The sequence below is a fragment of the Mycobacterium sp. NPDC006124 genome (assembly GCF_040614235.1).
Taxonomy (GTDB): domain Bacteria; phylum Actinomycetota; class Actinomycetes; order Mycobacteriales; family Mycobacteriaceae; genus Mycobacterium.
Genome location: NZ_JBEXUA010000012.1, coordinates 22,963 through 44,058 on the forward strand (window position 1 = coordinate 22,963; position 21,096 = coordinate 44,058).

Consider the following 21,096-nt stretch of genomic DNA (forward strand, 5'->3'; position numbering starts at 1 on the left):
GTGCCCGCGTCGGGTTGGTAACTTCCGCCGGTGTTCGGATACTTCCGGCGGGCGATGCTCGCCGTCCTCGTCGTCGCCGCGGTCATCCTCGGCTCGGCCGCCTGCGGGTCGTCCGACAAGACCGCCGACCCGATCAAGTCCTCCGGGGTGCTGCGGGTGGGCACCGAGGGCGTCTACTCGCCCTTCAGCTATCACGACCCGGCCACCGGGCAACTCGTCGGCTACGACGTCGACGTCGCCAAGGCCGTCGGCCAGAAGCTGGGCGTGAAGGTCGAATTCGTCGAGACGCCATGGGACTCGATGTTCGCGGCGTTGGAGGCCGACCGCTTCGACGTGGTGGCCAACCAGGTGACCGTCAATCCCGAACGCCAAGCCAAGTACGACCTGTCCCAGCCCTACACCGTCGGTGAGGGCGTCATCGTCACCCGGGCCGGTGACGACTCGATCAAGACCCTCGCCGACCTCAAGGGCAAGACCGCCGCGGAGAACGCCACCAGCAACTGGTCCGACGTCGCCCGCAAGGCCGGCGCCAACGTCGAGTCCGTCGAGGGCTTCAGCCAGGCCATCACCCTGCTGAACCAAGGCCGCGTCGACGCCGTCGTCAACGACAGCATCGCCGTCTACGCCTATCTCGCCGAGACCGGCGACAAGTCGGTCAAGATTTCGGGCAAGGTCGGAGAGAAGAGCGAGCAGGCGTTCGCCGCGCGCAAGGACAGCGGCATGCTTCCCGAACTCGACAAGGCCCTCGGCGAGCTGAGGGGTGACGGGACCCTGGCGGCGATCTCGCAGAAATACCTCAAGACCGACGCGACCGGCACGCCGCCGTCCACCCCGATTCGCGCCGCGGGGGTGCTGCGCGTCGGCACCGAGGGCGTGTACGCACCGTTCAGCTATCACGATCCGGCGACCGGGCAACTCGTCGGCTACGACGTCGACGTGGCCAAGGCCGTTGGCGAGAAGCTCGGCGTGCGAGTGGAATTCGTCGAGACACCGTGGGATTCCATCTTCGCCGCGCTGGAGGCCAACCGCTTCGACATCGTGGCCAACGAGGTCACCATCAACCCGGAACGACAAGCGAAGTACGACCTCTCGCAACCGTATTCGGTGGGTGAGGGCGTCATCGTCACCCGGGCCGGCGACGACTCGATCAAGACCCTCGCCGACCTCAAGGGCAAGACCGCCGCGGAGAACGCCACCAGCAACTGGTCCGACGTCGCCCGCAAGGCCGGCGCCAACGTCGAGTCCGTCGAGGGCTTCAGCCAAGCCATCACCCTGCTCAACCAAGGCCGCGTCGACGCCGTCGTCAACGACAGCATCGCCGTCTACGCCTATCTCGCCGAGACCGGCGACAAGTCGGTGAAGATCGCCGGCAACGTCGGAGAGAAGAGTGAACAGGGCTTCGCCGCCCGCAAGGACAGCGGGTACCTGCCCGAGCTCAACGGTGCCCTCGACGAGCTGCGCTCCGACGGCAAGCTGACCGACATCTCGCAGAAGTACCTCAAGGCCGACGCGACGGGCGCCCCGCAGGGCACTCAGGCCGGCCCACCGGGCAGCGCCCAAGAGGCACCGCAGGCGCGGTCGGCGTGGCAGTTGATCCTCGACAACCTGTGGCCGCTGGCCAAGGCCGCCATCACCGCGACGATCCCGCTGACCATCATCAGCTTCGCCCTCGGCCTCGTCATCGCCTTGGCAGTGGCGCTGGCCCGACTGTCGCCCAACGTCGTCCTGACCAACGTCGCCCGGTTCTACATCTCGATCATCCGCGGCACGCCCCTGCTGGTTCAGCTGTTCATCGTCTTCTACGCCCTGCCACAACTCGGGGTGCGCATCGATCCGTTCCCCGCGGCGGTGATCGCGTTCAGCCTCAACGTCGGCGGGTATGGGGCCGAGATCATCCGCTCGGCGATCCTGAGCATCCCGAAGGGCCAGTGGGAGGCGGCCGAGACGATCGGCTTCAACTACGTCGGCGCGTTGAAGCGCATCATCTTGCCGCAGGCGGCGCGGGTGGCGGTGCCGCCGCTGTCGAACACGTTGATCTCCCTGGTCAAGGACACGTCGCTGGCCTCGACGATCCTGGTCACCGAACTGCTGCGGCAGGCGCAGATCGTCGCGGCGCCGACGTTCGAGTTCTTCGCCCTCTACGGCACGGCGGCGGCGTACTACTGGGTGATCTGCCTGGTGTTGTCGTTCGGGCAGGGCCGGCTGGAACACCGATTGGAGAGGTACGTGGCGCGATGAGCGACCCCACTGGCAGTGACACCGACGACGCCGCGACCGACTACCGCGTCGTCGCCGAGGGAGTGGAGAAGGCGTTCGGGGAGAACAAGGTGCTCAAGGGCGTCTCGTTCACGGTCGAACGCGGTACCGCCACGGCGATCATCGGCCCGTCGGGATCGGGCAAGACGACGCTGCTGCGCACCCTGAACGCGCTCGACCGGGCCGACGCCGGGGTGATCCGCGTCGACGACGTGGAGATCGACTTCTCCACCCCGACCCCGAAGCCCGAGATACGAAGGTTCCAGTCGCGTAGCGGCTTCGTCTTCCAGAGCCACAACCTCTTTCCCCACAAGACGGTGCTGCAGAACGTCATCGAGGGGCCCGTCATCGTGCAGAAGCGGCCCAAGGAAGAGGCCGTCGCCGAGGCGGTCGACCTGCTCGATCAGGTCGGGCTGGCCGAGAAACGGGACCAGTACCCGTTTCAGCTCTCGGGCGGTCAGCAGCAGCGCGTCGGCATCGCCCGCGCGCTGGCCCTCAAGCCCAAGCTGGTGTTGTTCGACGAGCCCACCTCCGCGCTCGATCCCGAACTGGTCGGCGAGGTGCTTTCGGTGATCAAGGATCTCGCCGTGGAGGGGTGGACGCTGGTGATCGTCACCCACGAGATCCAGTTCGCCCGTCAGGTGTCCAACCAGGTGCTGTTCACCGATCAGGGCATCATCTTGGAGCAGGGCACCCCCGACGAGGTCATCGGCAATCCGAGGGAAGACCGCACCCGCCAGTTCCTCGACCGCATTCTCAACCCGCTCTAGCGCCTTTGCCACGGCCGTGCTCGAGCAGCAGATCGACTGCGCGAGAGGCACTTTGGGCCGCGCTCTCCATGGTCGCCGACCAGTCGGTGTCGGTCCAGTCACCCGCCAGCACCAGGGACGGCACCGACGTGCGTTGCGATGGCCGCAGCGAATCCAGGCCCACCACTTGGGAGAACGTCGCCCTGGGCATCTTGACCACCTGCGCCTCGAGGACAGTCGCGTCCCCGGCGGCCGGGTAGTAGCGCCGCAGCAGCGCCACCTGTTCTGCCACGATGTCGTCGCCCGACTTCTGGATTTGCTCGTAGGCCCCGCTGGTGGTCAGGCAGTAGAGCCACCCGTGGGCGGTGCCGCGGTCGTGCATGATCTGCCGGTCGAACACCTCGTCGATCACGCCGGTTCCGCCGATCAGGCCCTCGAACGCCGACTCCGTGCCCAGCGGGCGGTCCAGATACAGATTGGTGCTGACGATCGGCGTGTATCCCAGTTTGTCAGCCGCAGAATAGATCTCGTCGTGTTCGGGCAGTTCGTCGAGTAGGCCTCCGATGTTCGAGTTGGGCACGGCGCAGACCACGCCGTCGGCGGGTACCACGGTGCCGTCGGCGAGCAGCACCCCCGTCACCTGGCCGTCGGCGATCTCGATCCGCCGCGCCACCGCCCGGTACCGGACGTCGACGCCGTGGCGTCCGAAGACCCGGAGCGCGCCCGTGACGAAGAGGGTGTCGAGATCGACGGTGGGATAGCCGATGGTGACCGGTGTCCGATGCCGCACTCCCATCCGGAAGCCGGTGGCCATCACCTTCGCGAACACCGCGGCCGAGCCACGCGTCACCGGTTCGGCCGCGATGCCCAGAGCGAGCCAGTCCCACAACGCTTCTCGCGCCGGGGCGGGCATGCCGACGCGGTCGAACCACTGATCGGTGCTGAGATCGGCGAGGTCGGCGGGCGGGTGCAGGGCCTGCCACCCCAGCCGCAGCGTGGCCCGGGCGGCCCGCAGGCGGTCGGCGACGGTCGCGTCGGGGTGCACGCCGAACAGCGTGCGCACCGCGCCGAGGCCCGTCGTCTGCACGACCTTCTTACGCCCGTCCGGCCAACGCAGCGTGGAGCGCTTCGGGAAGACGACGTGATCGCGGGTGCCCACACTGGCGAGGTAGCGGAAGAGGTGCTCGTAGCCGCTGGCGATGACGTGCTGGCCGTTGTCGGGCAGATCGTCGACTGGTTCGGCCCGCATCGCGTGCGTCCGGCCACCGAGCCGTCCGCGCCGCTCGAGAAGGGTGACGTCCACGCCCGCCTCGGCCAGCCAGACCGCCGACGCCAAGCCGGCGAGACCGCCACCGATGACGACGTAGCGCCGCCGGTCTTCGCCCATCTGGCCAACGTACGCCGCGCTCTGCGAAGCTGTTCGGATGTCACCACCAGTACTCGTCGATGCCGACGTCGTCATCATCGGCGCCGGGCTCTCGGGACTGATCGCCGCCCGCACGGTGCTGGCCGCGGGACTCGTGCCCGTGGTCTTGGAGGCCGACGACCGGGTCGGCGGGCGCATCCTCACCGAGGACGTGCTGCCGGGGGTGAGCGTCGAACTCGGGGCCCAGTGGATCGGCGACACCCACGACCGGATGTTCCGGCTGGCCGCGGAGCTCGGCGTCGAGACCTTCCCGCAGTACGACGAGGGTGAAACCTCATATGACCTCGGCGGCTCGGGAGTGCTGCGGCAGAACGACTTCCACGCCCGCTTCGCCGGCGAGCTGGCCGAGCTGGAGCGAGTGTTGCGACGTCTAGACGAGCTGGCCGCCGATGTGCCCGTCGAGGCGCCGTGGTTGGCGCCGCGGGCCGACGAGTGGGACGTCATCAGCGCGGGCACCTGGTACGACGCACAGGGTCTCTCGCCCGTCGCGCGCACCCTGCTGGAGATCTGCACCGTCGGGATCCTGGCAGTGCCCACCGTCGAGGTGTCGTTCCTGCACCTGCTGTTCACGATTCAGACCTGCGGCGTGACGGCCGAACTCTTCGCCGAATCCGAGGGTGGCGCGCAGACCACCCGCTTCGTCGGCGGCACCAGCGAGATCCCCCGCCGGCTGGCCGCCCTGATCACCGACCACATCGTGCTCCAGGCGCCGGTGCAGACCATCGAGCACACGCAGGACAGCGTCACGGTGCACTGCCGGGGCGGGCTGGTGGCGCGCGGCCGCCGCGTGATCGTCGCCATCTCGCCGACCTTGGCCGGCCGCATCCTCTACGAGCCGCCGCTGTCCGGGGTGCGTGACCAGTTGACGCAGAGGCTACCCAACGGCTCGGCGATGAAGGCGTTCTTCGTCTACGACGAACCCTTCTGGCGCACTGACGGATTCAACGGACAAATCATCTCCGACGTAGGCCCGGCACGCATGTCGAACGACACCTGCATTCCCGGTGACGACCACGGGGTGATCCTGTTGTTTCTGGAGGGCGATCAGGCGCGCACCTTCGGGCGGCTTCCCGCCGACGAGCGACGCACTGCGCTGACCGCGGAACTGGTGCGCCACTTCGGCGCCAAGGCCTCGACACCCGAGTTCTACGTCGACGGGGAGTGGTCGGATCGGCAGTGGACCCGCGGCTGCTACAACGCCAACCACGGTCCGCACGTGTGGACCACCTACGGCCACGCGCTGGCCGAACCGATCGGCGTGATCCACTGGGCGTCGACCGACACGGCCACCCATTGGAGCGCGTACATGGAGGGCGCCGTCGAGGCCGGCGAGCGCGCGGCGCTGGCGGTCGTCGACTCCCTCTCCTAGCGGCGCGCGGCCGCCAGCATCTCGTCACGGAACTTTGGATGAGCAATCGCCGCCAGTGCCTCGGCGCGCTCGCGGACGGTACGGCCCTCCAGTTCGGCGACGCCGTATTCGGTGACGATCACGTCGACCTGGTGTCGCGGGGTGGTGATCACCGCACCGGGACCAAATTGGGGCACGACCCGCGACCGCAGCTCACCGTCCTTCGTGTAGGTCGACGGCAGGCAGATCAGCGAGCGGTCCGACAGCTCGAGGCCAGCACCGGCGACGAAGTCCTCGGCACCGCCGATACCGCTGAACTGCTTGCCGTCGAGGGTGTCTGCCACCACCTGCCCCCGGGCATCGACGGCCAGCGCGCCGTTGACCGAGACCATGTCGGCGTTGGCGGCGATGACTTCCGGTGAGTTGACGATGTCGACCGGCAGGAAGGCGACGTCGGTGTTGTCGTCGAGCCACCCGTAGAGCTCTGGCGAACCGAAGGCGAACGTCGTCACACTCACCCCCTCGTACTGCCCCTTGCGGACGTTGCCGACCTTTCCAGCGCGGTGCAGCTTCATGCACCCGTCGGTGAACATCTCGGTGTGCAATCCGTAGTTCCGGCCGTCGCCCTCGGCCAACAAGGTGGCGATCTGGTTCGGAATCGAGCCGATGCCCACCTGCAGCGTCGCGCCGGACGCAATGAAGCCGACGGCGTGGCGCGCGATCGCGTCGTCGACGTCGGTGGGCTCGCCCTCAGACAGCGCGAAGGGCTCGTCGGTCGAGTGGATCAGCACGTCGATCTCGTCGACGTGCAGGGCATGGCGGTGTTCGCCGCGCCCGAAGGTCCTCGGATAGGACTCTGACGCCTCGACGATCAGCAGCCGGCCGGGATCGGCTCCCGCCCTTCGCAACTCGTCGATAGTGCCACCGGCGTGCAACGACAGCGAGCACCAGCCGTCGGCGTCCGGCGGCGCCGTCACGGTCGTCATCACGCGCGGCGCCTGCCGTTCGAGCAACGGCCCGAAGCGCCGGAAGTCCGCTGGCGTGAACTGGATGTCGGCGCCACCGCCGAGCAACGCTCGCTCCAGCGGGCCGAAGAAGCCCGACAGGTAGTGCACGCCCGGGCGGTTGAACAGTTCGGTCAGCACGGTGAGCAACGCGCCGTAGACGCGCAGGTCGGTCCAGTCGTCACGGTCGCCCAGCGCCCGCAGGAACGCCGGCGGCTGGCCGGGGCCGAGCGGGATTCCCAGGGTGTCAGCGGCGTCGAGTCGTGCGGCGGCCTGCTCGGCGGTGAGCTCGGTGGGCATGGCGCGACCCTATCCCCCGTGACTCGTGGAGCATTAGCGGCGGTGAGCGCCGCCAATGCTCCACGAATCGCTAGGTGGCCAGCGGCAGCGACGCCATGCCGCGCAGCGTGACGTTGGGTTTGTAGACCGGCTCGCCGGCGAGGGTGGCATGCGGGAACCGCCTCGTCACGGCCGACAACGCCACCCGTGCCTCCAGCCGGGCCAGGGGCGCACCGAGGCAGAAGTGCACGCCGTGGCCGAAGGCCAAGTGCCGCAGGTCGTCTCGGTCGGGATCGAAGACGTCTGGCTGGGAGAATGCCGACGGGTCATGCTGCGCGGCGGCCAGCAGCAGCATCATCGTGTCCCCCTTGGGTACCGTGATGGTTCCGACGGTCATGTCCTCCGCCGCCGTCCGGCCGGCGAGCTGGACGGGCGGGTCGTACCGCAGCGTCTCCTCGACGATCGTGGCGGCGCGCTCCGGATCCTCGGCCAGCGCAGCCCAGTGCCGTGGCTCGCGCTGCATGGCCAGGATCGCGTTGGCGATCAAATTCACCGTCGTCTCGTGACCGGCGATCAGCAGCAGGTTGCACGTCGCGACGATCTCCTCGCTCGTCAGCTGGTCGCCGTCCTCCTCGGCCGCGATCAACGCCGAGATCAGATCCTCGCGCGGCGCGGACCGACGTTCCTCGACGAGGTCCGCGATGTAGGCGCGCAGCCAATGGCCGGCCTCCATGCGCTCGGCGAAGTTCTCCGGAAGCTCGCCGGTGAAGGTGATGAACGGGTCCAGGCCCTGCGCGAGCAGCGCCGAGGCCCGGCTGAACCGAGGCTCGTCGGCGATCGGAACGCCGAGCATGCGGCAGATCACGGCGACCGGCAGCGGGTAGGCGAGGTCGGCGATGGCATCCAGATCACCACTCACCCGGTCGAGCAGACCGTCGACCATCTCCACCACGTCGGCCTCCAGCGCCTTGACGCGTTTGGGGGCGAACGCCTGCTGCGCGAGCCGGCGTAGCCGGGTGTGGTCGGGCGGGTCGAGGAAGAGGAACCCGGGCTGGCCGAACGGTCGAGGCTGGGCACCCTTGGCGATCTCGCGCTGGGCGACCGTGGACTTGAGCCGGTCACTGGCCGACGACGGGTGCCGCAGCACGTCCCCGCAGTCTTGGAACGAGGAGAAGACCACCAGATTGCTCTCGGGCAGCAGGATCGGGCCGTGGTCGAGGATCCGCCGGTACACCTGATAGGGGTCGGCACGGGTGATCGGGTCGAGCAACTGCATCAGCAGCCCCCGAGGCTCCGCAGTGGTCGTCATCGGTCCATTGTGCGCGAGTAGTAGCGGCCCAGGACGTGGTCGCGGAGCTCGTCGAATTCACCGGCGGTGATGGCGGCCCTGATCTGGTCCACCAGGCGGACGACGAACCGTTCGTTGTGGATGGTGCACAACGTCGACGACAGCATCTCCTTGGCCTTGAACAAGTGGTGAACGTAGGCCCGGGTGTAGTGCGCGCAGGTGTAGCAGTCGCATTCGGCGTCGATGGGCGTGAAGTCGCGCTTGTAGCGCGCGCCGGTGATGTTGAAGCGGCCGGTCGCCGAGTAGACCGCCGCGTTGCGCGCCACCCGCGAGGGGGACACGCAGTCGAACGTGTCCGCACCCGCGGCGACCGCCGCGAATAGGTCGTCGGGTTCGCTGATGCCCAACAGGTGACGTGGCTTGTCGTCGGGCAACTCGTCGGTGACCCAACCGACGATGGTCGCGAGATTCTGCTTCTCCAGCGCCCCGCCGATGCCGTAACCGTCGAAGCCCCGACCGTCCTCGTCGACGATCTCGGCGAGTCCCCTGGCCGCTTGGCGACGCAGGTCCTCGTACTGTGCGCCCTGCACGACACCGAACAGCGCCTGGGGCGGCTTGTGCGCGCGCTCGATCCCGAGCCGGCGGTGCTCGACGAGGCAGCGCACCGCCCAGTCGTGCGTGCGTTGTACCGAACTCTCCTGGTAGCCGCGGGTATTCATGAGCGTGGTCAACTCGTCGAACGCGAAGATGATGTCGGCGCCGAGTTGGTGCTGGATGCCGATCGACACTTCCGGGGTGAAACGATGAATCGAGCCGTCCTTATGGGACCGGAACGTCACGCCGTCGTCGTCGACGTGCGCCAGGCGCTCCTTGCCCTCGGCGATGACGTCGTCGGCCTGCACACGGCCGGCGTCCATCGAGAGCACCTTCTTGAAGCCGACGCCCAGCGACAGCACCTGAAAGCCCCCACTGTCGGTGAACGTCGGCCCCGGCCAGTTCATGAAGGCGCCCAGGCCGCCCGCCTCGTCGACGACGTCGGGTCCTGGTTGCAGGTAGAGGTGGTAGGCGTTGGCCAGAACCGCTTGGGCGCCAAGGTCCTTCATCGTCTCGGGTAGCACGGCCTTGACCGTCGCCGCCGTGCCGACCGCGATGAAGGCCGGCGTGTGGACGTCTCCGTGCGGGGTGTGGATGACCCCGACCCGGCCCGATGTTCCCGGCAGTCGGTCCTTGACCTCGAAGTACGGCGGGGTGCTCACCGCTGTACGTTCTCACATCGCGAGCCGTCCGTGCCCTCAGGCCAGGAAGCGCACGATCGCCTCGGCGAGCTCTTCGCCGGCGTCCTCCTGGAGGAAGTGTCCGGCGCCGTGGATCACCGGGTGCTCGACGCCCTGGGCGCCCCGCATCTCGCTGATGAAGATCGGACCCATCGCTCCGGTGATCGGGTCTCCGTCGCTGAAGGCCACCAGCATCGGAGTGGGGCTGTCGCACAACGTCTGCCACGCTGCGAGGTTGGCTGCGCTGGCCGGGTCGTCCGGTGACGTGGGCACCAGCCCGGGCATCGCCCGTGGGCCGGCGCAGTACGAATCGTCGGGAAACGGTGCGTCGTAGGCCGCGCGGACCGTGTCGGTCATGGGACGCAGGCAGCCCGACTGTACGAACCGGCCGACCTCGATCTGGGGCATCTCCTGGATCGCCTTTCGGAACTGCCACCAGATCTCGGGCATCGGCAGATCCCCGGTGGGCAGTCCGGTGTTGGCGACGACGATGCGCGCGATGCGTTCCGGGTTCTCGGCGGCCAAGCGCAGCCCGATCAGGCCACCCCAGTCCTGTCCGACGACGGTGACGCGCGTCAGGTCGAGTTCGTCGAACAGCAGCGCGCGCATCCACTCGACGTGGCGAGCGTAGGTGTGGTCGGCGATCTCGGTGGGCTTGTCGGAGCGGCCGAATCCCACCAGGTCGGGGCAGACGACGCGGTGCCCGGCCGCCACCAGAATCGGGATCATCCGGCGGTAGAGGTAGGACCAGGACGGTTCGCCATGCAACAGCAGCACGGGGTCGGCATCGGCCGGACCGTCCTCCACCCACGACACGCGGAGGCGCCCGCCGTCGGTGTCGTCGACGTCGCGGTATCGCGGCGGGTACGGGAAGTCCGGCAGGTCGGCGAAGCGGTCCTCGGGGGTGCGTTGCGACTTCATCTTCGCGAACCTACGCGCACCGCTCACCCGACGGCGCCGGCGGGCAATTCCGACAATTCCCTGTCCGTCGCGGCGTCTGACCCCATACTTCGTGGGACGATCCGTTGATCTTGATGGATCGCACCGACCGCGAGGAGAACTGACGTGAAGCGAAACGTGCTGATTGCCGTAGGGGGCGCCGCCATCGTCGTCGCCGGTCTGTCGGGCTGTTCGTCGGCCGACAAGTCGTCGACGGCGTCGTCGAGTTCGAGCTCGAGTTCCAGTTCCAGTTCGTCGAGTAGTTCGAGTGCCGCCTCGACCACGGCCGAGGCCAGCGCCGCCACCAAGGTCACCATCGACGGTCAGCCCAAGGACGTCGGCGGCAAGGTCGTGTGCGCCAACATGGGCGGCAACGTGAACGTCGCCATCGGCGAGGCCATGACCGGGATCGCCGCCGTCATCAGCCAATCCGACCCGCCGACGGTGACGTCCGTGGGACTGGGCAACGTCGACGGCATCACCCTCGCGGTGGGCGCCGGTCAGGGTGACGCCACGGCGACCAAGAACGGCAACACCTACACGATCACCGGCAACGCCTTCGGCATCGACATGTCCAACCCGATGCAGCCCGCCAAGAAGCCGTTCACCCTGGAGTTCACCTGCCCCTAGGCAGGCCCGCGGGCGCCGCCGTCACCGATCAGGAACCAGGTCGTAGACGTAGGACCGGTCACCCTTGCGACTGACCCAGGCCCCGGCCGGCGGAAGCGCGCCGACACCGGCTGCGTCGAACGGCCGACTCGAGACCGTACCCTCCGAATCGACCACGCACCAACCGAATTCGGGCAGCCGGCGGCAGAACAGCTCCATGTCCACCCGTCGATAGACGAGCTCGCCGTCCGTCGTCGCCCGAACGCGCCGGAACTCGTGGGTGAGGCCGTCGCAGCGGCGGACGAAACGGATGCCCATCCCGATAGTGTGCTCCGGATGAGTCACCCTGGCGTCAGGCGCGCGACCGTCGACGACATCGACGGCATCCGACGACTGGTCACCGAGTCGTTCGGCAAGTACGTCGGGCGAATCGGCAGACCTCCCGCGCCCATGGTCGCCGACTACGCGGCACTGCTCGACACGTCGCGCGTCTGGGTGGTCGACCTCGACGGCGAGATCGCCGGCGTCCTCGTCACCGAGGCTCGACCAGACCACCTTCTGCTCGACGTCGTCGCGGTGGCACCCGCCGCCCAAGGCGAGGGGCTCGGACGGCTGCTGCTGCGGCGTGCCGACGACGACGCCAGGGAGCGGGGCCTGCCCGAGATCAGGTTGTGCACCAACGCCGCGATGACCGAGAACCTCGACTACTACCCGCGTCGGGGATTCCGCGAGACGGGTCGCGGCGTGCAGGACGGCTATCGCCGGGTGTTCTTCGCCAAGACCGTCGACCCCAAGGCTCGATAGCTAACATCTGCCAATCGGAGACGATTCCGCGAACACCACCCCCGAACTGATCTTTCGTCTTGTAGTCTGCGATCCGCAAGGGATCTGCAGCACACATGAACGGGGGGCTGACCGTTGGCCAGACATCGGATGCCGAAGAAGCGTCGAGCTCGCAGGGCGGTGCTCGCCGGAGCTGCGGCGACCGGACTGTCGACCGCTCTGGTCTTGGGTCAGACGACCGACACCTCGGGCCCACCCGACGTCGCGCTCGCGGCGACGGTGATCGGCGTCGGCGGACGGGATGACCCGACCAGCACCCGTTTGCAGAACAAGCTGGCTGGCGACTTCGCGATCGGCGTCGACCGGTCGAACTACGTTCCGATCCAGTACCCCGCCAACCTCCTGTTTCAAAGCAGCATCGACGTCGGCGTTCCCAGGTTGGCAACGGCGGTCGGCGCCGCCGACGGACGGACGCGGGTCGTGTCCTACTCGGAGGGGACGCTCGTCGCGGAACAGGTGAAGCGCGACCTCGCCAATTCGTCCTCGACGGCGACGAACCCGCCGCCCTCCCGCGACGACCTCGACTTCGTCTTCATTGCCTCGCCGTATCTGCCCAACGGCGGAATCTTCGCCCGCTTTCCCGGCCTCGCCGTTCCCGGCCTGCTACCGCCCTTCGGCCCTGCCCAGCCGACGGTCTACGACTCGACTTACGTCACGAACGAGTACGACGGATTCGCCGACTTTCCCGCCTACTTCAATCCGGTGTCCTTGGCCAACGCGGTGCTCGGGATGGTGTACGCCCATCCGGATCAGTATTACGACGGCATCAAGCTGGGCGACTTGACCGAGGGCCAGGGGAAGTTCACCACGACCAAGCCCAATGGCGCCGGGGGCAGCGACACCTACGTCCTGGTGTACAACCCTCATCTCCCGCTGCTGGCACCCCTTCGACAGATCGCGTCGCTGTTCATGGTGACGCCGCTGACCGAACCGGTGCTCAGCGCCGTCGAACCGCTTCTCCGCGTGGCCGTGGACATGGGGTACACCGACCGCGTCAACGCCAATCCGATGACTCCGACACCCTTTTCGTTGATCACTCCGCCAGCCAAGATTCTGGCCGCCGCCGCAGCCGTCCCCGGCGCGGTGCGACAAGGAGCGGTGGACGCCGTCTCGAATGCACCGACGCACACCGGCGCGCCCACGCCGTCGATCAGCACGGCCGCGGTCGCCGAACCCGGACTGCACGAGTCGACCGGGCCCCAGGAGACCTCGTCGAAGGCCTCCACCGAGCCGGTGGGGCAACAGACGTCCTCGATCGCCGGCCCCGTCGAGAACGTCACGCGGGAGATCCGCGCTCGCATCACCCACCCGACACTGATCGCCGGAGGCAACATCAGTCGACCGACCACTACCGCCGCACCAAGCGTCGGCGGCACCGCCACCGAAGCGGCGGCGACGCCTGAATCCACGACTCCCGCCACCGCTGGCGGGGACTCGGCGACCACCGGAGTGTCTCCCGCCGGCTCGACGACCGCAGACAGCGCGACGGGCACGACCGAGTCGCCAGCGGCCTGACGGGCCGACGCAGGCGCGATCTGGACCAGGTCGAATAGCAGAGCGATCGCTCTGTTACGTTGGCGCAATGCCCCGGCCTCGCACCCATGACCGCGACACGGTCCTGGACGCCGCCGAGGCGCTGGCCGTCGAGGTCGGCCCGGCGGGTGTCACGACTCGCGCGGTCGCCGCCTCCGCCGGCACCTCGAATGGTGCGATCTACCATGCCTTTCGGTCCAGAGCAGAGCTGCTGGCCCACACCTGGCTGCGCGCCGCACGCGCCTTCCTCGACGTCCAGACCGAACTGGTCGAGGCGGCGCTGGCCGCCGACGAGACCGACCCGGCATCGGCGGTCGTGGCGGCGGCGGACGCTCCCGCCGCGTTCTTCGCCCGGCAGCCCCGGTCCGCGCGTTTGCTCCTGCGGGTCGAGCGCCATCAGCTGCTCGACGACGACCTGCCCGAGGACGTGGCGGCCGAACTGGACGAGCTGCAACGGGCACTGATAGCGCAGATGACGCGACTGTCCACCCTGCTGTGGAATCGCCGAGACGCGACGGCCGTGGACGCCATCACACTGTGCATCGTCGACCTGCCAACCGCAATCCTGCTGTCCCGCAATAGGATCGAAGACCCGTGGGCACGCGCCCAACTCACGTCGGCCGTGCGAGCCGTACTCGCCGACGCCCCGCCCGCCCCCACCACCGAGGAGTGAACCCTTGACCGTCACCGTGACTCACACCGACTCGATCGCCGTGCTGGACCTCGGCGACGACGAGAACCGCTTCTCACTGGACTTCCTCGACGACGTCGAGGGTCACGTCGACGAGGTCGTCTCGTCGGGGGCCGGCGGGCTGGTGACCACCGGCACCGGGAAGTTCTACTCCAACGGTCTCGACCTCGACTGGCTGATGGCGCACGGCGACCAGATGCAGGCCTACGTGGGACGGGTCCACGCGCTGTTCGCACGGATCCTCGTGTGCCCCATGCCTACTGCCGCCGCTCTCAACGGACACGCGTTCGGCGCCGGCGCCATGCTCGCGATGGCCCACGACTACCGCGTGATGCGGGCCGACCGCGGCTTCTTCTGCTTTCCCGAGGTCGACATTCGCATCCCGTTCACCCCGGGCATGGCCGCGCTGATCCAGGCAAAGCTGACCCCGGCCGCCGCCGTGGCGTCGATGACCACGGGCCGGCGCTTCGGCGGGGTCGACGCCGTGGACTTCGGCATCGTGGACGCAACGGCCGAGGAGGACTCCGTCGTCTCCGACGCCGTGGCCCTGATCGCACCGTACGGCGGCAAGGACCCCGGCACGGTGGGTGCGGTCAAGACCACGATGTACGGTGCCGCGCTCGCGGCCCTGGCCACCTAGGCCACGACGCTCGGCCTGCCGAAGCTCGCCCACACCCCCGGCGAGTACAGGCCGCGAAGGCGCTCCCCCACCGGCTGGACCCCGGCGGCCGAGACCAGGTCGTCCTGCAGTTCGACGATCGACGCCGAATGCAGCGGAAAGGGCACGTGCTCGTTGGGCACCCACCAGGTATGGCCAGCCTTGCGGGTGTGGGCTCCCCACCGCGCGGTCAACCACACCTCGAGCGGGGTGGGCTCCACGACGGGGCCTACCTCGACCCCCACCCGGCAACGCAGCCCACGGTGCGGAACCCGCCTCGTGCTGTCGTAGGTGATTCGCGTGCCGTGCCGGATCAGCCGCATCCGCGCCCAGGTGTACGGCGTGCCCAACACCGTCCGCGTCACCGGCACGACGGCCAGACGCGCGGTCTCCAAGGATCGAAACAGCACGCCGTGGCGACCCTCGTCGTCGGTCGAGTAGAGGCGCACGTTGGTCTCGAGGAAGCTGCCGAAGTACGGCACCGCCTGTGGAATGCCCAGCGATAGGCGACTCATCGCGAACGGCACCAACCCCACGTAGGTGAACCCGTCGGCGAACACGTCGGGCCGCGAGCCAGCGGGGAACAGATGCGCGACGGCATCTGGATCCACCGGCCAGTGCACGAAGGTCAGGTCACCCCAGAACTGACGGGTGAACACCGGCCGCGGCACCGATGGCGCGGCGACGGCGAAACCCTCGGGCAGCGACTGCGACACCGACTCCGACACGTCCGCCATCGTCGCACCTATTGCCCGCGACCGGTCTCCTGCTGCAGCTCGTCGATCATGTCCGACGCCGCGGCCTTGGTCAGGTCGTCGGGAACCTCCCGACCGGCCTCCTGTGCCAACGTGTGCAGATAACTCCGCTGCGGCCCGGTCATCGGCTCGTCACCCGTCACCCATTGCGACGTGTCCTTCTCAGCTGTCTCGTTCGGCGCCTGCTGCGCATTCTCGGTCACGGACATCACCTCCACGCCCCGAGTATCCGTCGCACGTCTGTTCGAAACCTGTACGCCGTTTCGCGCGCCCTGCACAGGGGCATGCGCAGAAGGTGCCGACCGATCCGCCAACCCCCGAGCCACCCGCCATCACCACCGGCGACGACGTCAGGTTGGTTCGCCTGACGGTTGGCGGGCCCATGATGGTCCAGGGTCCGGTGCGCGTGGAGACCCCCGACGGGTCGACCGTCGAATCCGACCGGTTCATGGTCGCGATCTGCACCTGTCGGCGCAGCAAGACCTACCCCCTGTGCGACACCAGCCACCGCAAGCGGCGCCGGTCGACGCCCTGAGACCTCGCCCACAATGCCGCCGAATGCGGTTACCAGACTGAGCGACGGGTACGCAACTGGGGTAGGTGCACCCCGCGCCGAGCCACGTCAACGCCGAAGGGGCGAACCCAAATGACAACGACCACAAATACTTTGATCGCACAGCTTCGGGTCTTGCTCGATCTGACCCACACTGAGATTCAGGTCGCCGAGACACGCGTACTGCAGGCCCGTACGGACGCCGTACGCCGGGAACTGACGCAGAACGCCGAGAACGGTCGCGAGCGCGCCGAGGCGATCGAGCAGGCGATCCGCCAGCTCGGTGGACTGCCGGACGTCATCGGCCCGTTCCTGGGGCGCGCCGCTGCAGCCGTCAAGGCGCTCACCGAGCAGGCGCAGCCGTTCGACGAGGCACTGCTGGGCGACTTGGCGCTCGAGCACCAGCTCTTCGACCGCTCGCGCTACGTCAAGGCGCTCGCCGTCGCCGCCCAGGAATCTGACGTCGAGAAGTTGGCCACCCGTCTCATCACCGCCCACGCTGCGACCGTCGACTGGCTGACCACCGTGCTCGCCGAGGACGCCCTGGGCGGACCCGCCGCACTGCGCCGGACGCCCCTGCAGGCCGCGGCCGGTACCGCCATCCAGCTCGTGAACGTGCCGGTCACCTGGTCGGTCCGCCGCCTCGACAAGGCCGTGGACACCGTGCGCGCGACCCCGCTGGCGCTGAGCGAACTGATCAACCGCGGCAAGCGTGTCGGCGACGTCGCGAGCAGGACCGTCTCCGCATCACGCGACGCCGCGCTCGAGACCGCCGAGGCCGTCATCCGTGACGGTGGCGCGGAGCACGCAGCCGACGTGTTGCACTCCGTCCGCACCGCCACCGGTGCCCTCGACGCCGACGAGCTGCCGGTCGACGGCTTCGACGAGCTGAACGTCTCCGAGGCCGTGAGCGCCATCAAGGCGTTGAGCAACCCGGCTGACGTCCGCGCGATCCTGGCCTACGAAGAGGCACACAAGGCGCGTCAGGGCGTGGTGTCCGCCGCCCAGACGCGCATCGCGGCCATCGCCCAGGAAGTCGTCGGAATCAACTAGTACCCGCGTGACGACGAGGCCCCGCGATCCCCCGGATCGCGGGGCCTTCGTCATGCACTCTGCATCACCCAGTTTCGAACCACCGGCCGGTAGCCCGCCGGCTGGTCGCCGACCTTGACGCCGGGACTGACTAGCTGGCTCTGGTAGCCGGGCGTGAACATCCGGTACACCGACTCGGGGGCCACCGCACTGGCCTCGTCCAACGTGGCCCTCAGCTCGGTGGGGAGCTCGAAGTCCAGGGCGGCCATCGTGGCTCCCAGTTGGTCTGCGCTGCTGGCACCGACGATGGCCGACGCGATGCCGGGCTGGGTGGCGACCCAGTTGACCGCGACCTGGGCCATCGTGACGCCCAGCTCGTCGGCAACCGACTCCAGCGGCCCGAGGAGCTGCCAGTCCCGTTCGGTCAGCCCAAGTCCCGACCCGCCGGGGGTAGCCAGCCGACCGTCGCCGTCGAGTCCCCGGGTGGCGTCGTGGCGGTACTTCCCACTCAGAAACCCGCCCGCGAGCGGACTCCACGCCGTGATGCCCACGCCGAGGGTGTGCGCCATCGCCAGATGTTCGACCTCGAGTTGGCGCTCGATCAGCGAGTAGGGCAACTGCAGGTTCACCATTGGTGGCAGCGAATGTGCGCCGGCCAGCGTCTGAGCCTGTGCGGCATACCAACTCGGCACATCGGACAGACCGGCGTACCGGATCTTGCCTGCCCGCGTCAGATCGTCGAAGGTCCGCAGCACCTCCTCGACCGGTGTCAGCCGATCCCAGGTGTGCAGCAGGAAGAGGTCGACGTAGTCGGTGCCCAGTCGGCGTAGCGAGTCCTCGAGCGCGCGGATCATGTGCTTCCTGCCGTTGCCGCCGGCATTCGGGTCACCGGGTGCGACGCTGTTGGTGAACTTGGTGGTCAGCACCACCCGGTCACGCATCTTGGCCTCGGCGAGGAGTCTGCCGACGATCGTCTCGCTCTCACCGGCGGTGTAGAAGTCCGCCGTGTCGACGAAGTTGCCGCCGTCGTCGAGATAGCGGCGAAGGATGGACCGACTCTCCTCGAGAGTCTTGCCATAGGCGGCGTGATAGCCACCCGTGCCGAAGTTCATGGTGCCCAGCGCAAGCCGACTCACGCGCAGGCCCGACGTGCCGAGGAGGTAGTACTGATCGAGTGCCATGGCGACAGAGTGCACGTCCAAAAATGGACCCGCAAGTCCAAAACGGGTGCGGCGTTCCGACGTCGGGGACCCTGAGGCTCTGATAGAAAGCAGGCATGGCAGCCGCGAACGGATCCCGCACCGGACGACGGAGGCTCGCGCCGATCCTCACCGGCCTGGCCGCCGCCTGTGCGATCACCCCGACGGCCGTCGCCCACGCCTCACCGATCTTCGACGTCGACGCCTACACCCAGTGCACCTCGACGACGGTGCCCGCGCCGGGACAGGACGCCGACGCCGTCGTCACCCAGTGCTGTGCGCAGAACGCGGGTGTCCCGACGCCCACCAGATTCGGAATGGGTTGCGCCGCACCGATGCGAGCCGACGCCGACCCCGACGAGCGCCCGCTGATCGTGCTGCCGTCGCGAGCCCTGCCCGACGGTCAAGCCGACGCGGGCCTCGACGGCATGGTCGACGCGCCCCTTCCCGAACCGCCGCCCTAGTTGCCCGGCGGCGGCGGGGGCGGCGGCAGGATCAGGCCGGGCGGCGGTGTCGGGCCGTCCGCGGGGTCGGGCAGGAAGTCGACGAGCCCCGGCGGAATGACCGTTCCCGGCGGCGGCGCGGTGCCCGGCAGCGGCTCGCCAAGTTGCTGCTTCGGTGCCTGGCCAAGCCCGCCGTAGGTGCGGCCGTCGCGCTGCAGGTCGATCCAGCGGCCGAACCAGATGCCCTTGCGCACGTCGGCGTTCTCGTCACCCGGGGCAACCCCGAACTGCGTCCCCTGTCCGGGCGCCGAGGGCACGTCGTTGAGCTGCTGGGCGCCGTAGGCGTTGTTGAAGACGTTGAGGTTCGGCACGGTGCCGGTACCGCCGTTGGGCGCCTCGGGAACCGGGTTTTGCCCCAGCACGCTGTCGCCGCCGAGCCCTATCACCGACGGGGCTCCGAGCGCACCGGGCACCGCGGGCGCGTTGCTCTGGGCGAGCACGTCGAGACCAGTCGGGCCCAGATTTCCCAGCATCGGCACCGCGGGGCCGACCGCGGGAGGCGGGGGCGGCCCGGGTGGGGCTGGGTCCGCCGCGACGGGCAGGGGGTCGGGGGGAAGGTCGTCGGCTGCGGCGGTCGCCGGGAAGGCGACCGCCGCTCCGACGGCAGCCAGGCCACACGCGGCGGCGACGATGCGATGTCGGTCAATCATTGCCATGTGCCTCGTTCTTCGGTGTGCGGCCCGGAAGGTGGGTCAGGTCAGACGGACTTCGTGATGCCGTAGTAGGCCACCACGTCGTCGGTGTCGGTCGTCGAGCTCGTCAGCGTGGCGTAGGACCGCAGGAAGGACTGACCGACACACCCGTCGACCTTGATGTGGGTGTCCTTGAGCGTGACCCGCACCGGGGCGGCCTTGAACGTCTTCTTGTCCACGGTGACGGTCGAGACGGTGCCCGGCTTCGGGTGGATCTCGATGGTGCCCGACAGCGGGAAGGTGAGGGCAGGGGCGAAGACCGGACCCGTGGCCGGGAAGCTGAGACCACCGACGCCGATACCGGCCTGACCGATGAGGCGGACCTGGCCGAGCTCGATACCGCAGCCGATCTGGTAGCCCGCCTCCAACGTGCCGCCGGCCAGCGTGGTCTTTCCCTTTCCGGTCACGGTGCCGGTGAACGTGCCGCCCACCAGGTACTCGCGCGAGGACAGCGCCGTGGTCAACGGCGCGACGGGGAGCTCGCTCTCGTTGGTTGCCGCGACGGTCAGGGTCCACCCGTCCGGGGTGGTGACGACGCCCGGCTCGGACGAGCCGACGATGCCGTTGTCCGGCAGCGGACCCGGATCGCCGACGGGCGCGACGGCAGGGTCTGGCGGCGGCGGGTCGGCCAGCGCGACGGGCGCGGCGCCCATCGAGAACAGCACGCCGGCCGTAGCCAGCAGGGCGAGACGATTCAACATTGCGGAGCCTTTCGAGTTCGGAGTGGGCGGCCGGCTGCTAGACGGACTTGGTGACGCCGAGATAGGTGATGACGTCATCGGTGTTGTCGGTCGAGCTGGTCAGCGTGGCGTAGGAGCGGATGAACGACTGTCCCGCGCACTGGTCGGTCTTGACGCGGACCCCCGTGAGGGTGATGCGGGTGGTGGTTCCCTTGAAGGACTTCTTGTCCAGCGCGACCGTGGTGACGGTGCCCGGCTTCAGATACACCTTGCCCTGCAGGCTGATACCTGCGCTCACACTCGGCAGGCCCATCGAGCTGATCGCCGGCGTGATGCTGGCACCGGGGTTGATCTCGGTCTCGTCGGAGATGATGCCGCAACCGATCTGCTCACCGGCCTCCATGGTGCCGCCGGTCAGCTTGGTCTTTCCGCCCCCGGCGATCGTCCCGGTGAAGGTGCCGGAGATGAGGTACTCGCGAGAGGAGATGGCCGTGGTCAACGGCGCCACCGGAAGCTGGGTCTCGTTGCTTCCGACCACCGTCAGCGTCCATCCGTCAGGGGTGGCGAGGATTCCGGGGGCAGCAGACGGAACGGCGCCGGTGTCCGGCGGGGGGCCGGGGGCGCCGACGGGCTGCACGGCGGGATCCGGTGCCGGCGGATCGGCGAGCGCTACGGGCGCCGTCCCGACCGGGATGGCAATGCAAACAGCTGCCAGCGTCGCAAAACGGTTCAACATGAGTGAATCGGCGCCTCTCGTGGTCGAAATCTCAAGCAGATAACGGATC

The 21,096-nt window shown here is 68.6% G+C and carries 23 protein-coding genes and 1 pseudogene; 12 read left to right on the plus strand and 12 right to left on the minus strand.

Going from position 1 to position 21,096, the window contains the following annotated elements; translation table 11 throughout:
• Positions 1–54: 54 nt before the first annotated feature.
• From ABZ195_RS21700 to ABZ195_RS21710, 3 genes and pseudogenes are all read left to right on the plus strand, one after another.
• Positions 55–789 (plus strand): annotated as a pseudogene (locus ABZ195_RS21700) (transporter substrate-binding domain-containing protein); the annotation flags it as partial.
• Positions 772–2,238, plus strand: coding sequence for an ABC transporter permease subunit (locus tag ABZ195_RS21705; RefSeq protein WP_355221667.1), 1,467 nt, complete (start codon positions 772–774; stop codon positions 2,236–2,238). The pseudogene ABZ195_RS21700 and the gene ABZ195_RS21705, both read left to right, overlap by 18 nt.
• The gene (locus tag ABZ195_RS21710) at positions 2,235–3,026 is read left to right on the plus strand and encodes an amino acid ABC transporter ATP-binding protein (RefSeq protein ID WP_355221411.1); all 792 of its coding nucleotides are present in this window, start codon (positions 2,235–2,237) and stop codon (positions 3,024–3,026) included. The genes ABZ195_RS21705 and ABZ195_RS21710 overlap by 4 nt, the downstream gene beginning before the upstream one ends.
• Here the strand turns inward: ABZ195_RS21710 and hpnE are convergent.
• The gene (gene hpnE / locus ABZ195_RS21715; RefSeq protein WP_355221413.1) at positions 3,013–4,392 is read right to left on the minus strand and encodes a hydroxysqualene dehydroxylase HpnE; all 1,380 of its coding nucleotides are present in this window, start codon (positions 4,390–4,392) and stop codon (positions 3,013–3,015) included. The genes ABZ195_RS21710 and hpnE overlap by 14 nt on opposite strands.
• A 37-nt stretch (positions 4,393–4,429) precedes the next feature.
• Between hpnE and ABZ195_RS21720 the strand changes: the two genes are divergently transcribed.
• Positions 4,430–5,800, plus strand: coding sequence for an FAD-dependent oxidoreductase (locus tag ABZ195_RS21720; RefSeq protein ID WP_355221415.1), 1,371 nt, complete (start codon positions 4,430–4,432; stop codon positions 5,798–5,800).
• On the opposite strand, the gene ABZ195_RS21725 is transcribed toward ABZ195_RS21720, so the two are convergent.
• The 4 genes from ABZ195_RS21725 to ABZ195_RS21740 all read right to left on the minus strand — a co-directional run bounded on the left by ABZ195_RS21725 (position 5,797) and on the right by ABZ195_RS21740 (position 10,545).
• Positions 5,797–7,083: an acetyl-CoA hydrolase/transferase C-terminal domain-containing protein gene (locus ABZ195_RS21725; protein ID WP_355221417.1), complete on the minus strand. Its 1,287-nt coding sequence runs from the start codon at positions 7,081–7,083 to the stop codon at positions 5,797–5,799. The genes ABZ195_RS21720 and ABZ195_RS21725 overlap by 4 nt on opposite strands.
• A 70-nt stretch (positions 7,084–7,153) precedes the next feature.
• The gene (locus ABZ195_RS21730; RefSeq protein WP_355221419.1) at positions 7,154–8,371 is read right to left on the minus strand and encodes a cytochrome P450; all 1,218 of its coding nucleotides are present in this window, start codon (positions 8,369–8,371) and stop codon (positions 7,154–7,156) included.
• Complete coding sequence (gene tgt / locus ABZ195_RS21735) at positions 8,368–9,606, minus strand: tRNA guanosine(34) transglycosylase Tgt (RefSeq protein WP_355221421.1); 1,239 nt, start codon at positions 9,604–9,606, stop codon at positions 8,368–8,370. The genes ABZ195_RS21730 and tgt overlap by 4 nt, the downstream gene beginning before the upstream one ends.
• A gap of 36 nt (positions 9,607–9,642) precedes the next feature.
• Positions 9,643–10,545, minus strand: coding sequence for a haloalkane dehalogenase (locus ABZ195_RS21740; RefSeq protein ID WP_355221422.1), 903 nt, complete (start codon positions 10,543–10,545; stop codon positions 9,643–9,645).
• Between the two features lie 144 nt (positions 10,546–10,689).
• On the opposite strand from ABZ195_RS21740, the gene ABZ195_RS21745 reads away from it, so the two are divergent.
• Entirely contained in the window at positions 10,690–11,193 is a 504-nt protein-coding gene (locus ABZ195_RS21745; protein WP_355221424.1) for a lipoprotein LpqH, read from the plus strand.
• Between the two features lie 21 nt (positions 11,194–11,214).
• Here ABZ195_RS21745 and ABZ195_RS21750 read toward each other — a convergent pair whose 3' ends face one another.
• A complete protein-coding gene (locus tag ABZ195_RS21750) occupies positions 11,215–11,490 on the minus strand; it encodes a hypothetical protein (protein WP_355221426.1) in 276 nt (91 codons plus the stop codon).
• 18 nt (positions 11,491–11,508) lie between these two features.
• Between ABZ195_RS21750 and ABZ195_RS21755 the strand changes: the two genes are divergently transcribed.
• The 4 genes from ABZ195_RS21755 to ABZ195_RS21770 all read left to right on the plus strand — a co-directional run bounded on the left by ABZ195_RS21755 (position 11,509) and on the right by ABZ195_RS21770 (position 14,879).
• Entirely contained in the window at positions 11,509–11,976 is a 468-nt protein-coding gene (locus ABZ195_RS21755; protein WP_355221428.1) for a GNAT family N-acetyltransferase, read from the plus strand.
• 129 nt (positions 11,977–12,105) lie between these two features.
• Complete coding sequence (locus tag ABZ195_RS21760) at positions 12,106–13,530, plus strand: PE-PPE domain-containing protein (protein ID WP_355221429.1); 1,425 nt, start codon at positions 12,106–12,108, stop codon at positions 13,528–13,530.
• A 67-nt stretch (positions 13,531–13,597) separates the two neighbouring features.
• Positions 13,598–14,221 carry a helix-turn-helix domain-containing protein gene (locus ABZ195_RS21765; protein ID WP_355221431.1) on the plus strand — a complete coding sequence of 208 codons (624 nt, stop codon included), beginning with the start codon at positions 13,598–13,600 and terminating at the stop codon, positions 14,219–14,221.
• A 4-nt stretch (positions 14,222–14,225) separates the two neighbouring features.
• On the plus strand, positions 14,226–14,879 hold the full coding sequence (locus ABZ195_RS21770) for an enoyl-CoA hydratase-related protein (RefSeq protein WP_355221432.1): 654 nt from the start codon (positions 14,226–14,228) through the stop codon (positions 14,877–14,879).
• On the opposite strand, the gene ABZ195_RS21775 is transcribed toward ABZ195_RS21770, so the two are convergent.
• Together ABZ195_RS21775 and ABZ195_RS21780 are read right to left on the minus strand one after the other, a co-directional pair.
• Positions 14,876–15,634, minus strand: coding sequence for a DUF2071 domain-containing protein (locus tag ABZ195_RS21775; protein WP_355221435.1), 759 nt, complete (start codon positions 15,632–15,634; stop codon positions 14,876–14,878). The two genes, ABZ195_RS21770 and ABZ195_RS21775, sit on opposite strands and share 4 nt — an antisense overlap.
• Positions 15,635–15,642: 8 nt before the next feature.
• Positions 15,643–15,855, minus strand: a complete 213-nt coding sequence (locus ABZ195_RS21780) for a DUF3072 domain-containing protein (RefSeq protein WP_355221437.1) — start codon at positions 15,853–15,855, stop codon at positions 15,643–15,645.
• A gap of 179 nt (positions 15,856–16,034) precedes the next feature.
• On the opposite strand from ABZ195_RS21780, the gene ABZ195_RS21785 reads away from it, so the two are divergent.
• Complete coding sequence (locus ABZ195_RS21785) at positions 16,035–16,187, plus strand: CDGSH iron-sulfur domain-containing protein (RefSeq protein ID WP_264037011.1); 153 nt, start codon at positions 16,035–16,037, stop codon at positions 16,185–16,187.
• 111 nt (positions 16,188–16,298) lie between these two features.
• Entirely contained in the window at positions 16,299–17,258 is a 960-nt protein-coding gene (locus ABZ195_RS21790) for a ferritin-like domain-containing protein (protein ID WP_355221439.1), read from the plus strand.
• A 50-nt stretch (positions 17,259–17,308) separates the two neighbouring features.
• On the opposite strand, the gene ABZ195_RS21795 is transcribed toward ABZ195_RS21790, so the two are convergent.
• Entirely contained in the window at positions 17,309–18,418 is a 1,110-nt protein-coding gene (locus ABZ195_RS21795; protein WP_355221441.1) for an aldo/keto reductase, read from the minus strand.
• Positions 18,419–18,513: 95 nt separating this feature from the next.
• Between ABZ195_RS21795 and ABZ195_RS21800 the strand changes: the two genes are divergently transcribed.
• Entirely contained in the window at positions 18,514–18,900 is a 387-nt protein-coding gene (locus ABZ195_RS21800; protein WP_355221442.1) for a hypothetical protein, read from the plus strand.
• On the opposite strand, the gene ABZ195_RS21805 is transcribed toward ABZ195_RS21800, so the two are convergent.
• The 3 genes from ABZ195_RS21805 to ABZ195_RS21815 are packed head-to-tail and all read right to left on the minus strand — an operon-like array spanning position 18,897 to position 21,047.
• Complete coding sequence (locus ABZ195_RS21805; protein WP_355221444.1) at positions 18,897–19,595, minus strand: hypothetical protein; 699 nt, start codon at positions 19,593–19,595, stop codon at positions 18,897–18,899. The two genes, ABZ195_RS21800 and ABZ195_RS21805, sit on opposite strands and share 4 nt — an antisense overlap.
• 41 nt (positions 19,596–19,636) lie before the next feature.
• Positions 19,637–20,332, minus strand: a complete 696-nt coding sequence (locus ABZ195_RS21810) for an MspA family porin (RefSeq protein ID WP_355221446.1) — start codon at positions 20,330–20,332, stop codon at positions 19,637–19,639.
• A 37-nt stretch (positions 20,333–20,369) separates the two neighbouring features.
• A complete protein-coding gene (locus tag ABZ195_RS21815; protein WP_355221447.1) occupies positions 20,370–21,047 on the minus strand; it encodes an MspA family porin in 678 nt (225 codons plus the stop codon).
• Positions 21,048–21,096 lie beyond the last annotated feature (49 nt).

Coding starts and splice junctions, on each gene's coding strand:
- ABZ195_RS21795 (WP_355221441.1), bottom strand. CDS start 18,418: ATGGCACTCGATCAGTACTACCTCCTCGGCACGTCGGGCCTGCGCGTG.
- ABZ195_RS21800 (WP_355221442.1), top strand. CDS start 18,514: ATGGCAGCCGCGAACGGATCCCGCACCGGACGACGGAGGCTCGCGCCG.
- ABZ195_RS21815 (WP_355221447.1), bottom strand. CDS start 21,047: ATGTTGAACCGTTTTGCGACGCTGGCAGCTGTTTGCATTGCCATCCCG.
- ABZ195_RS21750 (WP_355221426.1), bottom strand. CDS start 11,490: ATGGGCATCCGTTTCGTCCGCCGCTGCGACGGCCTCACCCACGAGTTC.
- hpnE (WP_355221413.1), bottom strand. CDS start 4,392: ATGGGCGAAGACCGGCGGCGCTACGTCGTCATCGGTGGCGGTCTCGCC.
- ABZ195_RS21755 (WP_355221428.1), top strand. CDS start 11,509: ATGAGTCACCCTGGCGTCAGGCGCGCGACCGTCGACGACATCGACGGC.
- ABZ195_RS21765 (WP_355221431.1), top strand. CDS start 13,598: ATGCCCCGGCCTCGCACCCATGACCGCGACACGGTCCTGGACGCCGCC.
- ABZ195_RS21810 (WP_355221446.1), bottom strand. CDS start 20,332: ATGTTGAATCGTCTCGCCCTGCTGGCTACGGCCGGCGTGCTGTTCTCG.
- ABZ195_RS21730 (WP_355221419.1), bottom strand. CDS start 8,371: ATGACGACCACTGCGGAGCCTCGGGGGCTGCTGATGCAGTTGCTCGAC.
- ABZ195_RS21760 (WP_355221429.1), top strand. CDS start 12,106: ATGCCGAAGAAGCGTCGAGCTCGCAGGGCGGTGCTCGCCGGAGCTGCG.
- ABZ195_RS21775 (WP_355221435.1), bottom strand. CDS start 15,634: ATGGCGGACGTGTCGGAGTCGGTGTCGCAGTCGCTGCCCGAGGGTTTC.
- ABZ195_RS21805 (WP_355221444.1), bottom strand. CDS start 19,595: ATGGCAATGATTGACCGACATCGCATCGTCGCCGCCGCGTGTGGCCTG.
- ABZ195_RS21720 (WP_355221415.1), top strand. CDS start 4,430: ATGTCACCACCAGTACTCGTCGATGCCGACGTCGTCATCATCGGCGCC.
- ABZ195_RS21790 (WP_355221439.1), top strand. CDS start 16,299: ATGACAACGACCACAAATACTTTGATCGCACAGCTTCGGGTCTTGCTC.
- ABZ195_RS21710 (WP_355221411.1), top strand. CDS start 2,235: ATGAGCGACCCCACTGGCAGTGACACCGACGACGCCGCGACCGACTAC.
- ABZ195_RS21785 (WP_264037011.1), top strand. CDS start 16,035: ATGATGGTCCAGGGTCCGGTGCGCGTGGAGACCCCCGACGGGTCGACC.
- ABZ195_RS21725 (WP_355221417.1), bottom strand. CDS start 7,083: ATGCCCACCGAGCTCACCGCCGAGCAGGCCGCCGCACGACTCGACGCC.
- ABZ195_RS21740 (WP_355221422.1), bottom strand. CDS start 10,545: ATGAAGTCGCAACGCACCCCCGAGGACCGCTTCGCCGACCTGCCGGAC.